We start from the raw sequence: 12,556 nt of genomic DNA on the forward strand, positions 1-12,556 counted from the left end.
CATGGTGGCCCTCAGTGCGGTCCCACGTGTGACCATGCGTGGTGAAATCCGAGTGGGTGAAGAGGAGAGGGGGACGGCATGAGACTGTTGCTCGTCGAGGACGACGATCACGTTGCGGCAGCCCTGTCCGCGATCCTCGCCCGCCACGGCTTCCAGGTCACCCACGCCCGCAACGGCGAAGAGGCCCTGCAGGCGCTCCTGCCCGTCGGCGCGCCGACCGGTCCCCAGCCCTACGGTGTGATCCTGCTCGACCTCGGCCTGCCCGACCAGGACGGCTACGAGGTGTGCGGCAAGATCCGCAAGCGCACCGCCACGCCCGTGATCATGGTGACGGCGCGGGCCGACGTACGTTCCCGCATCCACGGCCTGAACATGGGCGCCGACGACTACGTGGTCAAGCCCTACGACACCGGTGAGCTCCTCGCCCGTATCCACGCCGTCGCCCGGCGCACCGGCGCGGCCGAGGACGCCGCCCCCGGCGCCGGCGCGCCCGCCACGGTCCACCTCGGCTCCGTCAGCATCGAGCTGCCCACCCGCCGGGTCAGCGTGGACGGCGCCGACGTACCCCTCACCCGCAAGGAGTTCGACCTGCTGGCCCTGCTCGCGCAGCGGCCCGGTGTCGTCTTCCGGCGCGAGCAGATCATCAGCGAGGTGTGGCGCACCAGCTGGGAGGGGACCGGGCGCACCCTGGAGGTCCACGTCGCCTCGCTGCGCTCCAAACTGCGCATGCCCGCCCTCATCGAGACCGTCCGAGGGGTGGGCTACCGGCTCGTCACCCCGGCCGCTCCCTAGGGGCGCTCCGCCGTGCGTGCCCGTCTGCTCCCCCTGCTCATCATCCTGATGGCGGGCACGCTGCTCGCTCTCGGCTTCCCGCTCGCCGTGAGTCTGGCCGCCGGGCAGCAGCAGCGGGTGGTGGTCGACCGGATCGACGACAGCGCCCGCTTCGCCGCCCTCGCGCAGTTCGTCATCGACGCGGAGGGATCCGGATCCACCGGCGCCGCCGAGCGCCGCGAGACCCTCGGGAAGGAACTCGCCCGCTACCAGACCCTGTACGGGATCCGCGCCGGCATCTTCTTCCGCGGCGACAACGCCCTCGTCCGATCGCCGAGCTGGTGGACCCTCCCGCAGTCCCGCGAGGGACGCCGGGCCCTGGTGGACGCGCTGGCCGGTCGGCGCAGCCACGATCCGCCCCAGGTATGGCCCTGGCAGACCGACGGCAAACTGCTCGTCGTCTCCCCGGTCGTCCTCGACGGCGACGTGGTCGCGGTCGTCGCCACCGAATCCCCGACCGACGAGATGCGCGCCCGGATCCTCAGGGGTTGGCTGCTGATCGCGGGCGGGCTCGCCGCCGCCATGCTGGTCGCCTTCGGCGCCGCCCTCAGGCTCACCAGCTGGGTGCTCAAGCCCGTGCGGACCCTGGACGCGGCCGCCCACGGCATCGCCACAGGACGGATGAACTCGCGCGTCGCGGCCGCCGGTGGGCCCCCGGAACTCCAACGCCTGGCCCACTCGTTCAACGAGATGGCCGACAACGTCGAAGAGGTCCTGGAACAGCAGCGGGCGTTCGTCGCCGACGCCTCCCACCAACTGCGCAACCCGCTCGCGGCACTGCTCCTACGGATCGAGCTGCTCGCCCTCGAACTGCCCGAGGGCAACGAGGAGATCGCCTCCGTGCGCACCGAGGGCAAGCGCCTCACCCAGGTCCTGGACGACCTGCTGGACCTGGCGCTGGCCGAGCACGCCTCCGCCGAGATCAGCCTCACCGACATCGGGGCCCTGTCGGCCGAACGGGTCGCCGCGTGGCGCCCGTACGCCGAGGAGAAGGGAGTGCGGATCACCGAGACGGGCCGGACCGCGATCACCGGCTGGGCCGACCCCATCGCCCTGTCCAGCGCCCTCGACGCCGTCATCGACAACGCCCTCAAATTCACCCCCACGGGTGAGGAGGTCGAGGTGTCCGTCTCCACCGCGGGGCGCTCCGTCCGCGTGGTCGTCGCCGACCGCGGCCCCGGCCTCACCGAGGACGAGCTGCTCCGCGTCGGCGACCGGTTCTGGCGCAGCGGCCGCCACCAGAACATCAAGGGATCGGGGCTCGGCCTGTCGATCTCCCGCGCCCTGCTGGCCGCCGGCGGCGGCTCCCTCTCCTACGAGAAGAACCCGCCGCACGGGCTGCGGGTGACCGTGGCCGTCCCGCGCACCGACCCCCAGGGCACCTGAGCCCCGACCCGCTCGGGCGGCTCCGGCTACCAGGTGAGGGTGGTGCGGGCCGCCTCCGACACCGCGTACAGCTCGTCCACGGCCCGGACCTCGAATGCCGCCGCCCGCTCCCGCCCGGCGCGCGGGACGGCGGGCAGGTAGAGGGCGGTGCCGCAGGTGCCCCCGAGGAAGCGCCGGGTGCCGTCCGGCAGCACCCGCCACACCTCGTAGTGGCGCGGCCGCCCGTCGGCGCCGGCCGCTGCCCGCCAGGACAGGCGTAGCCAGGCCCGGCCGTCCTGCCGGGCCGAGGCGTCCACGACCGGAGCCGTGGGCGGGGCCGGGCGCCGGGTGCGGGTCTCGTCGCGCACCGACAGGGCGCCGATCCGCCACACCACCGGCTTCCTCCCGAGCGCGGTGATCCGTACCGCGAGGCCGTACGCGGTGCTGCCCGCCCGTGCCGCCAGCCCGGCCCGCGTCGTGCGCCAGCCCTGCCCGCTGTCCCGGGTCCGGGCCGGCAGCCACGTGTACGGGACCGGCTCGCCGGGGGCGGACGGCTCGCGCACGGCCACGCCGACCTCCACCGTGACCGGCTCCGCCGACGCGGTGGAGTGCACCAGCTCCAGTACGGCCCCGCGGGTCAACGGCAGCCGCGTCGCGTGCAACCCGATGGTCACCGGCGCGGTCGGGGCGCCCTCCACCAACAGGCTGGAGCCGCCGCGCCAGGCGTTCGCGAAGTCCAGGGTGACCGAGGGCCGGGCTCCGGCGGTGTCCACCGCCCAGCGGCGACCCGGGAGCCGGTCCTGGAGCCCGAGGTGGTTCCAGGGGGTGTCCGAGACCACCCGGCCGCCGTCGTACCAACGCAGCCCGTGCCCGGTGTTGAAGGAACAGGCGAAGGGGAGCCCGGTGACGGTGGACCGGTCGGCGACGACCGTGGCGGGAGCCCGCCAGCCGGCGTCGGAAGCGGAGGCGGGCGCGGGCGAGGGGGCGGGCGCGGGCGAGGGGGAGGGCGCGGGTGAGGACTCGGGCCGGGACGGGTCCAGGGACTCGCCCGTCCAGAACCGGTCGTCGGCGCGGTGGAAGGCGCCGGGGGAGCGGTCGGTGAGATGGTTGCGGGTCCACTCGGGCCGGTAGAAGCCGTAGCCGACGACGTGATCGCGCTCGCGCGGGACGATCGCGTCCCAGTCCACGACGGAGTCCCAGCCGCGGGACTCGGTGTCCACGGCGGCCCACAGCTCGTGGCGGGAGCGGCCGAGACGGTCGGCGAGCGCTCCCGAGGCGGCCAGGGTCTGCGGCGTCCAGCGGAAGTCCACGAACATCGTGTCCGAGACCTTCCCGGCCCGGTCCTCGAAGAACTCCTGGTTGAGCGCGTTGAGGGCGCCCTGCCACCCCACCCGCCCGGTGCTGTTCATGGCGTCGTACCAGGTGATGCGCAGACCATGGGGCTCGCCGGCCGCCCGCAGGGCGCGCAGGAACTCCCGCATCCGGGTGGCGAGGGCGCTGTCGCCGCCGTCGGTCTCGGCGTTCACGAACCAGCCGTCGAAGCCGTACGTCCGTGCCACCTGGACGAGCTTGTCGGCGATCGGGAAGCGACCTCGGGAGTCCCGCCGCACCAGGTCGCGGGTCCACCGGAGGTCACCGCCGTAGGCGACGGGCGGCAGGAACACGTTGCCCAGCACCCGGACCCCGTTGCGGTGGGCGGCGTCGACCACGGGCGCGTTGGGGGCGAGCACGATGCCCTCGCCGGCGGACCCGCCCCAGAAGACCAGTTCGTCGATGTACGCCCAGTGCGTGAGCGCGTAGTGGTCGGCGGTCGGGGAGCCCTGGGACGGGTTCCCGGCCGTGGGCCCGAACGAGACCAGCGAGGCGATACGGGCCTGGCTGGCGCGGGCGGTCCGGTTCGCCGGGACCGGGGTGAAGCGCTCCGCCAGGGGCACGGTCGAGGTGTTGTGGGCCAGGTCGGGGTCGCTCTCGGGGGTCCACCGGCTGAGCGAGCGCCACACGATCCCGGGGCCGGGGGTCCCCGAGGGGAGGGAGTCCGGGAACCAGTACGAGGCGTACGGGGCCAGGTCGGCCGGGGCCGGTGCCGCGGCCTCGGCCGGTGCCGGTGCCGCGTCGGCGGGCGCTCCCACCGATAAGGGCGCGGGCGCGGTGGAGGCCCGGGCGCGGCCCGCCAGGCCCAGCAACGCGGTGGCCCCGGCCCCGGCGGCCAGCACCCTGCGCCGGGTCGGACGTACCGCGGCGGGCGGCGTACGCGGATCGACGCCGTTGTCGGTCTCGGGCATGCGGAGCTCCTCACGGGGGGATCGGGTGCATCGGGGGACGGGGGACGGGGGGATCGGGTCAGGTCACGTCGTGCACGCGCACCACCTCGGTGATGCCGCGCGCGGCCAGATGGGCGGGATCCGCGGCGCGCTCCGCGAGGACCACCGCGGGGCGCGCCCCCTGGGCCGTCAGCGAGGCCCACGCCTCGAAGAAGGCCCCGCCCGGCGCGCACGACGAGCGCCCCGCAGCCCGCGCCGGCCCCCCGACCACCTCGCCCGCGTCGCCGTCCGGGCCCGCGCCGACTTCCACGACGAGCGCGGTGGACCGCGGGGCCGGGCGGTGCGCGCGGCCCCGCCACCGCGCGGTGACGCGGGCGATGGCGGCGCCGGCCGGTTTGGTCCGGCGGTCGTTGGTGAGCAGGCCGAGGCCGTACTCCAGCTCCGGGAAGTCCGCGAGCTCCCGGGACACGTCGTGCGAGCACCACCAGGTCACGCCCCACAGGTCCGGGCAGTCCAGGGCGTTCGCGACGGTCGCCTCGGTGAACCGCGCCGCGTGCTCGGGAGGGATCAGCGGCGCCGGGGCGCCGACCTCCTGGAGCCACACCGGGCGGTGCGGGTCCAGCGCCCAGGCCTTGGAGAGCTCGATCAGGTACGCGGCATGGTGCTCGGTCGCCGTCCCGGTCCGGCCGTGGCGTTGCGCGGTGCCGTTGAACACCCAGGAGTGCACGGCGGTGACCCCACCCAGCCGGGCCGCCTGGGCCGCGGTGAAGGGGTGCCCGTCCTGGTACCAGGCGGCGTCGTACTCGGCGTGCAGGTGCAGCCGCCCGGGCGCGCCCTCCTCACAGGCGGCGAGCATCCGCTCCAGCCAGCGGGTGGCCTGGTCCGGGGTGATCCGGTCGGGATCGGGGTGCGGGGCGCCGGAGAACTGGTTGATCTCGTTGCCGACCGTCATGCCCAGGAAGTTCGGCCGGTCGGCGAGGGCCGCGGCCAGCGTGCGCAGGTACACCTCCTGCGCGGCCACCACGTCCGGGTCGGTGAAGATGCTGCGCCGGTGCCAGGTCCGGGTCCAGGCGGGCAGGAAGTCGAAGCTCGACAGGTGCCCCTGCAGGCCGTCCACGTTGACGGCGAGCCCGCGCTCGGCGGCCGCGTCGGCGAGCGCGACGAGTTGTTCGACGGCGCGCGGCCGAATCAGGGTCCGGTTCGGCTGGAAGACCGGCCACAGCGGGAAGACCCGGATGTGGTCCAGCCCGAGCGCGGCGATCGAGTCGAGGTCGGCCCGCACCTCGTCGAGATCGAAGTCCAGCCAGTGGTGGAACCAGCCGTGGGCCGGCGTGTAGTTGGCACCGAAGCGGAGCGCGTCATCGTGCACGGGGCGTCCTGGAGTTCTGGAGTACTCGCGTACCGGAGTACATGAGCACTGGACGAATTCACCGGATGCGCCACAACCTGCCGGTGCGGATGGGGAAAGTCAACAGGGCGAACGATCGCCCGCACAGGCGTGTACTTATGCGCTTCAGCTCAGTTGACACAAGGGTTGTGGGCCGAAGACCCTGAAGGAACTAATGCGCTTTAGTCATGGCTGGCGGTGAGGGGTGGGTGGAAATGGACAGAGGTATTTCGGTCAGGTCGATCGCTGCTCCGGCCCGCTCGGTGGCGCCGGGCCGACACGGGCCCCGGCGCACCCGCCCGACGCCTCCGCTCGCCGCCGGGCCGTCGTCCACCCTGCGGATCGTCATGAAAGCGTCCCGTCAGGGCAGGATCGCGTACGGTCCGGCCATCGCCATCGCCATCCGTATTCCGCCACGTGTGACGCACCCGAAGGACGAATGAGACAGTCCATGGCCCGCAGACCCACGATCAAGGACATCGCCCGGCAGGCCGGCGTGTCGGAGAGCGCCGTCTCCTTCGCGCTCAACGGCCGGCCGGGCGTCTCGCAGGACACCCGGGCCCGGATCCGACGCGTCGCGGAGCAGCTCGGCTGGCAGCCCAACAGCGCGGCCCGGGCCCTGTCCGGCGAACGCTCCGGAGCCGTGGGCCTGGTCCTCGCCCGGCCCGCGCACACGCTCGGCGTCGAGTCCTTCTTCCTCCAGCTCGTCTCCGGCATCCAGGAAGTCCTCTCCGCCGCCCGGACCGCCCTGCTGTTCCAGGTCGTCGAGGACATCGACGCCGAATGCGCGGTCTACCGCCGCTGGTGGGCGGAGCGCCGGGTCGACGGCGTCCTCGTCGTGGACCCCCGGACGAGCGACCCGCGACCGGCGCTCCTGGAGGCACTGGCCCTGCCCGCGGTCACCATCGGCGAGGCCCAGTCCCCGGCGGACGGTGACGGCGACGGGGGCGGTGACGGCGACGGGGGCGGGGGCGGGGCCGATCCGGCCGCGGCTCGACCGGCGCTCCCGTCCTTGGTCCCGTCCTCGGTCCCGTCCGCGGCCCCGTCCTCGGTCCTGTCCTCGGTCCGGGCCGACGACGCCGGCGCCATGGCGCAGGTCCTGGAGCACCTCCACGGGCTCGGCCACCGCCGGATCGTGCACGTGGCCGGGCTCCCCGGACTCGCCCACACCGTCCGCCGGATGGAGTCCCTACGGACCGAGGCCGCGCGGCGCGGGCTCGGCCCGGACCAGGTGCGCTCGGTGCTCACCGACTACTCCGACGCCGAGGGCGCGGCGGCGACCCGACGGGTCCTCGCCGAGCCGGAGCCGCCCACCGCGCTCGTCTACGACAACGACGTGATGGCCGTCGCCGGCAGCGGGGTCGCCGCCGAGCTGGGCATCCCCGTCCCGGGCCGGTTGTCGATCGTTGCCTGGGACGACTCCGCGCTCTGCCGGGTCACCCATCCCCGGCTCACCGCGCTCGTACGGGACACCGCCGGCTTCGGCCGGCTGGCCGCCGAGGAACTGCTCGCCGTTCTCGCGGGCGACCCGCCCGGGGTGCGGATCAGCGAGCGGCCCCGGCTGGAGCCTCGCGAGAGCACGGCGCCGCCCCCGGCGCATACTGAACCCTGAACCCTTCCTGGAGCCGCCACCGTGATCATTCCCAGCGCCCCGTTCTCCGTACGGCGGGCAGCCGCAGCGGCCTCCGGGCCGACCGTGGCGATCGACATCGGCGGCACGAAGATCGCCGGTGCGCTGGTCCACCCCGACGGCACGATGACGGCCACCACGCGCCGCCCCACCCCGCGCGGGGCGGACGCCGACGGTGTCATGGCGGCGGTCGCCGAGGTCGTCGCCGACCTCTCGGCGTCGCCGCTGTGGGCCTCGGCGGAGCGCTGCGGGATCGGCAGCGCCGGCCCGGTGGACACGTCCCGGGGCACGGTCAGCCCGGTCAACATCGGAGCCTGGCGGGACTTCCCGGTCCAGGAACGGGTCGTGGCGGAGCTCGCGGCGCGCGGGGCCGACCTGCCGACCGTGCTGGCCGGCGACGGAGTGGCGATGACCGCCGCCGAGCATTGGCTGGGCGCGGCCCGGGGCCACGCCAACGCGCTGTGCATGGTGGTCTCCACGGGCGTGGGCGGCGGCCTGATCCTGAACAACCAGCTCCACCCCGGCCCCACCGGCAACGCGGGACACATCGGCCACATCAGCGTGGCCTTCGACGGAGAGCCGTGCGTCTGCGGGGGCCACGGGTGCGTCGAGTCGATCGCCTCGGGTACGGCGATCGCCCGCTGGGCCCGGGACCAGGGCTGGACCCCGTCGGGCACCGCGGACGCCGGCGGAGGAGTGAACGGCGCGGGCGGCGAAGGCGGCGCGGCCGGCGGGCGGGACGCCACGGCCGCCGGGGTGGCCGCCGCCGCCGTCCAGGGCGACCCGATCGCCCTGGCCGCCTTCGACCGGGCGGGCCGCGCCCTGGCCGCCGCCATCGCGGGCACCGCGACCCTGGTGGAGACGGACATCGCGGTCATCGGCGGTGGGGTGGCCGCTGCGGGCGACACCCTCTTCGCCCCGATCCGCAGCCACCTCGCGGCCTACGCCACGCTCTCGTTCGTCAAGGACATCCAGGTGGTGCCGGCCATGCTGGGCACCCATGCGGGACTGATCGGCGCGGCCGCGGCGGCGACGATGCTGCTGCCTTCGCCGTCGCCGGGGCCGTCCGCGTCGTGAACATGGAGGCCGTCGGGACCTCCGGGACCCCCGGGACCCCTGTGGTCAGGGTTTGACGGACCGGTAGTACCGGCGTGCGCCCTCGTGCAGGTCCACGGGGTCGGTGTAGATCGCCGTCCGCAGGTCCACGAGCTGCGCCGCGTGCACCTCACGCCCGACACGGTCGCGGCTGAGGATCACCGTCCGCGTCAGCTGCTCGGTGAGCTGCGGGTCGGTCCCCTCCATGGTCACCAGCAGGTTCGGCACGGCCAGGGTCGACACGGCGCTGGTGTTGCGCGCCCGCGCGTAGGTGTCCTGCGGCATCACGGCCGTCCGGTAATAGCGCGCCGGTGAGCCGCTCTCCTGGAGCTGTTCCACCAGGTCGCCGAGTTGCACGAGCCGGATGTCGAAGCGCTCCGAAAGCTCCCGCACGGCGTTCGTCGGCAGCCCGCCGGACCAGAAGAACGCGTCGATCCGGCCGGCCTCCAGCTCGCTCGGCATGGTGTCGATGCCGATCGACACCGACGTGATGTCCAGCACCGGGTCGATCTTGGCCGCCCTCAGCAGCCGCTCCGAGACCAGCCGCACCCCGGACCCCGGCTGACCGATCGCCACCCGCTTGCCGCGCAGGTCGCGGGCCGACTGCACCGGGGAGTCGGCCGGGACCACCAGCTGCACGTAGTCGTCGTAGAGCCGCGCGACCCCGCGCAGTCGGTCCGCGTCCGCCCGCTTGTCGAGCTGGTACTTGGCGACCGCGTCCGCCGTCGCCACCGTGAAGTCCGCCTCGCCGGTGATCAGCCGCTTCAGGTTCTCCTGCGAGCCCTCGCTGGTCTCCAGCCGCACGTCGACGCCCGGCATGTCCCGCTTGAGCGCCTGCTCCAGCAGCTCCCCGTACCGGTGGTAGACCCCTGCCCGCGCGCCCGTGCTGAAGGTCAGCTCGCCCTGGAGTTCCGGGTCCCCGAAGGGCTTCAGCCACCACGTCAGCACGCCGAGCACGGCGAGTACGGCCACCAGGACCCGCAGGGCGTGGCGCCTGCTGATCCGGGGCGGTACGAGAGGCATGGCCGCGATCCTGCCACCCGTCCGCCGTCCTGTCACGGCGCGGGCCCTCAGACCGACCGCACGGCCCGCCGCGACGCCGCCGCCTTCACCGCGCGCGAGCTCGCCGCCCTGCTCCGCGAGAACGCCGCCCACCCCGGGAAGCCGCCCGCCGCCGGCCCCACCGGAGCCCTCACCCACGATGTGGTCCACGGCCTCGACATCACCGTCGTCCTCGGCCACCCGCGCCGCGTCACCGAGGACCGGCTGCGGCTCCTCCTCGACGCGGTCACCCCCACATCCCTGCGCTTCTTCGGCGTGGACCTGACCGGCGTCCAGTTGCGCGCACAGGACCTCGACCGGTCCTACGGCGAGGGAACCCAGGTGTACGGGGGAGCCCAGGACCTGCTGCTCGTCCTCTTCGGCCGCCGCCTTCCCCCGGGTCGGCCGAACGGGGGACCGGAGGGCCACCGGGTACCGCCTACCCTTGTTGCATGACCAGCAGCGACCGGAGCCAGGCAGTGGACGTGAAGCGAAGCTACGAGGTGCGCACCTACGGGTGCCAGATGAACGTGCACGACTCGGAGCGGCTCTCCGGTCTGCTGGAGGACGCCGGCTACGTCCGGGCGCCCGAGGGCGCCGACGGCGACGCCGACGTCGTGGTCTTCAACACCTGCGCGGTCCGCGAGAACGCCGACAACAAGCTGTACGGCAACCTCGGCCGGCTGGCCCCGATGAAGACGAAGCGCCCCGGCATGCAGATCGCCGTCGGCGGCTGCCTCGCGCAGAAGGACCGCGACACCATCGTCAAGCGGGCCCCCTGGGTCGATGTCGTCTTCGGCACGCACAACATCGGCAAGCTCCCCGTGCTGCTGGAGCGCGCCCGCATCCAGGAAGAGGCGCAGGTCGAGATCGCCGAGTCGCTGGAGGCCTTCCCCTCCACGCTCCCGACCCGCCGCGAGTCCGCGTACGCCGCCTGGGTCTCGATCTCCGTCGGCTGCAACAACACCTGCACCTTCTGCATCGTCCCGGCCCTGCGCGGCAAGGAGGAGGACCGTCGGCCCGGCGACATCCTCGCCGAGGTGGAGGCCCTGGTCGCCGAGGGCGTCTCGGAGATCACCCTGCTCGGCCAGAACGTGAACGCGTACGGCTCGGACCTGGGCGACCGCGAGGCCTTCAGCAAGCTGCTGCGCGCCTGCGGCCAGATCGAGGGCCTGGAGCGGGTCCGCTTCACCTCCCCGCACCCGCGCGACTTCACGGACGACGTGATCGCGGCGATGGCCGAGACCCCCAACGTGATGCCGCAGCTGCACATGCCGATGCAGTCCGGATCGGACACGATCCTGAAGGCGATGCGCCGCTCGTACCGCCAGGAGCGCTTCCTCGGCATCATCGAGAAGGTCCGCGCCGCCATCCCGCACGCGGCGATCTCCACCGACATCATCGTGGGCTTCCCCGGTGAGACGGAGGAGGACTTCCAGCAGACGATGCACGCGGTGCGCGAGGCCCGCTTCGCGAACGCGTTCACCTTCCAGTACTCCAAGCGCCCCGGGACCCCGGCGGCCGACATGGAGGGGCAGATCCCCAAGGAGGTCGTCCAGGAGCGGTACATGCGCCTGGTCGCCCTCCAGGAGGAGATCTCCTGGGACGAGAACAAGAAGCAGGTCGGCCGCACGCTGGAGGTCATGGTCGCGGAGGGCGAGGGCCGCAAGGACGGCGCCACGCACCGCCTCTCCGGCCGCGCGCCCGACAACCGCCTGGTCCACTTCACGAAGCCGGAGCAGGAGGTCCGCCCCGGTGACGTGGTCACCGTGGACATCACCTACGCCGCGCCGCACCATCTGCTGGCCGAAGGCCCGACGCTGACGGTCCGCCGCACGCGCGCCGGCGACGCCTGGGAGAAGCGCAACGCCGCCCCCGCCCAGCCGGCAGGCGTCATGCTCGGCATCCCGACGCTGGGCGTCCCGGCCCCTCTGCCGTCCGTCACCTCCGGCTGCTCGGTGCCCGCCTCCTCCTGAGGCACCGGCCGCGGGGTGCGGGACGCGGGATGCGGGGCGCGGTGAGGTGAGGGCGCGGCGGCGCCCCTCCCGCGCCGTCGGCGTGTCCGGCTAGGCTGCGGATCATGCTCGTAGCCGCCGCCGTCTGTCCTGCCCCGCCGCTGCTCGTGCCGGAGGTCGCCGCGGGGGCCGCCGCCGAACTCGGCGATGCCCGCACCGCCTGTTCCGACGCGCTGGCGGTGCTCGCCGCGTCCCGGCCCGACCTGTTGGTCGTGGTCGGTGCCGCCGCCGAGGGCGGCGCGTACGACCAGGGCACCCCCGGCAGCTTCGCCGGGTTCGGCGTGGACCTGACCGTCACCCTGGGCCCCGACCTGGACGAACCGCCCAGCGGCCACGCCACCGGGGTCACCCTCCCGACGTCCCTCGCGGTGGCGGGCTGGCTGCTCGGGCAGGCCCGCTGGGCGGCCGCCCCGGTCGCCGGCGCGGCCGTCGCGGCGGACCTCGCCCCGAGCGGCTGCGGCCTCCTCGGCGCGGACCTGGGCGGTTCCGCCGAACGGGTGGCCATGCTGGTCCTCGGGGACGGCAGCGCCTGCCGCACCCTCAAGGCCCCCGGCTATCTCGACGAGCGCGCCGCCGCCTTCGACGCGGCCGCGGCCCGCGCGCTGGGCGCCGCCGACGTGGCCGCGCTGGCCGGGATGGACGCCGCTCTCGCGGCCGAACTCCAGGTCGCCGGCCGGGCCCCCTGGCAGGTGCTGGCCGGCGCCGCCGCGGGCGCGGAACTGGAAGGGCGCCTGCTGTACGAGGACGCGCCGTACGGCGTGGGGTACTTCGTCGCGGCCTGGTCGTAGCGGGCCGGGGGCCAGTGCCCCGTGGAACGGCGAAAAGGGGCGGGGGGGGGGGGGGGGGGGGGGGCCCCCCCCCGCCCCGGCCCGCCCCGGCCCCCCCCCCGGGGGGGGCGGGGCCCGGGGGGGGGCGCGGGGGGGGGGGGGGA

General features: G+C 74.4%; 10 protein-coding genes. 7 read left to right on the plus strand and 3 right to left on the minus strand.

Features of this window, described 5'->3' with window-relative positions:
* Positions 1-78 precede the first annotated feature (78 nt).
* Both ACGFYY_RS38850 and ACGFYY_RS38855 read left to right on the plus strand, forming a co-directional pair.
* Positions 79-792: a response regulator transcription factor gene (locus ACGFYY_RS38850; RefSeq protein ID WP_393716918.1), complete on the plus strand. Its 714-nt coding sequence runs from the start codon at positions 79-81 to the stop codon at positions 790-792.
* A 12-nt stretch (positions 793-804) separates the two neighbouring features.
* Entirely contained in the window at positions 805-2,217 is a 1,413-nt protein-coding gene (locus ACGFYY_RS38855; protein WP_393716920.1) for an ATP-binding protein, read from the plus strand.
* A 26-nt stretch (positions 2,218-2,243) separates the two neighbouring features.
* Here ACGFYY_RS38855 and ACGFYY_RS38860 read toward each other — a convergent pair whose 3' ends face one another.
* Complete coding sequence (locus ACGFYY_RS38860; RefSeq protein WP_393716922.1) at positions 2,244-4,478, minus strand: endo-beta-N-acetylglucosaminidase; 2,235 nt, start codon at positions 4,476-4,478, stop codon at positions 2,244-2,246.
* Between the two features lie 58 nt (positions 4,479-4,536).
* On the minus strand, positions 4,537-5,826 hold the full coding sequence (locus ACGFYY_RS38865; protein ID WP_393716924.1) for a glycosyl hydrolase: 1,290 nt from the start codon (positions 5,824-5,826) through the stop codon (positions 4,537-4,539).
* A gap of 469 nt (positions 5,827-6,295) precedes the next feature.
* On the opposite strand from ACGFYY_RS38865, the gene ACGFYY_RS38870 reads away from it, so the two are divergent.
* The gene (locus ACGFYY_RS38870; RefSeq protein ID WP_393716926.1) at positions 6,296-7,456 is read left to right on the plus strand and encodes a LacI family DNA-binding transcriptional regulator; all 1,161 of its coding nucleotides are present in this window, start codon (positions 6,296-6,298) and stop codon (positions 7,454-7,456) included.
* 27 nt (positions 7,457-7,483) lie between these two features.
* Positions 7,484-8,551, plus strand: a complete 1,068-nt coding sequence (locus ACGFYY_RS38875) for an ROK family protein (protein WP_393716941.1) — start codon at positions 7,484-7,486, stop codon at positions 8,549-8,551.
* A gap of 45 nt (positions 8,552-8,596) precedes the next feature.
* On the opposite strand, the gene ACGFYY_RS38880 is transcribed toward ACGFYY_RS38875, so the two are convergent.
* A complete protein-coding gene (locus ACGFYY_RS38880; protein ID WP_365281665.1) occupies positions 8,597-9,592 on the minus strand; it encodes a TAXI family TRAP transporter solute-binding subunit in 996 nt (331 codons plus the stop codon).
* Here ACGFYY_RS38880 and ACGFYY_RS38885 point away from each other — a divergent pair.
* The 3 genes from ACGFYY_RS38885 to ACGFYY_RS38895 all read left to right on the plus strand — a co-directional run bounded on the left by ACGFYY_RS38885 (position 9,557) and on the right by ACGFYY_RS38895 (position 12,413).
* The gene (locus ACGFYY_RS38885) at positions 9,557-10,066 is read left to right on the plus strand and encodes a hypothetical protein (protein WP_393716929.1); all 510 of its coding nucleotides are present in this window, start codon (positions 9,557-9,559) and stop codon (positions 10,064-10,066) included. The two genes, ACGFYY_RS38880 and ACGFYY_RS38885, sit on opposite strands and share 36 nt — an antisense overlap.
* Complete coding sequence (gene miaB / locus ACGFYY_RS38890) at positions 10,063-11,586, plus strand: tRNA (N6-isopentenyl adenosine(37)-C2)-methylthiotransferase MiaB (protein WP_393716931.1); 1,524 nt, start codon at positions 10,063-10,065, stop codon at positions 11,584-11,586. Before ACGFYY_RS38885 ends, miaB begins: the two co-directional genes overlap by 4 nt.
* A 104-nt stretch (positions 11,587-11,690) precedes the next feature.
* Positions 11,691-12,413: a hypothetical protein gene (locus tag ACGFYY_RS38895; protein WP_393716933.1), complete on the plus strand. Its 723-nt coding sequence runs from the start codon at positions 11,691-11,693 to the stop codon at positions 12,411-12,413.
* Positions 12,414-12,556 lie beyond the last annotated feature (143 nt).

Source organism: Streptomyces sp. NPDC048331, assembly GCF_043201215.1.
Taxonomy (GTDB): Bacteria; Actinomycetota; Actinomycetes; order Streptomycetales; family Streptomycetaceae; genus Streptomyces.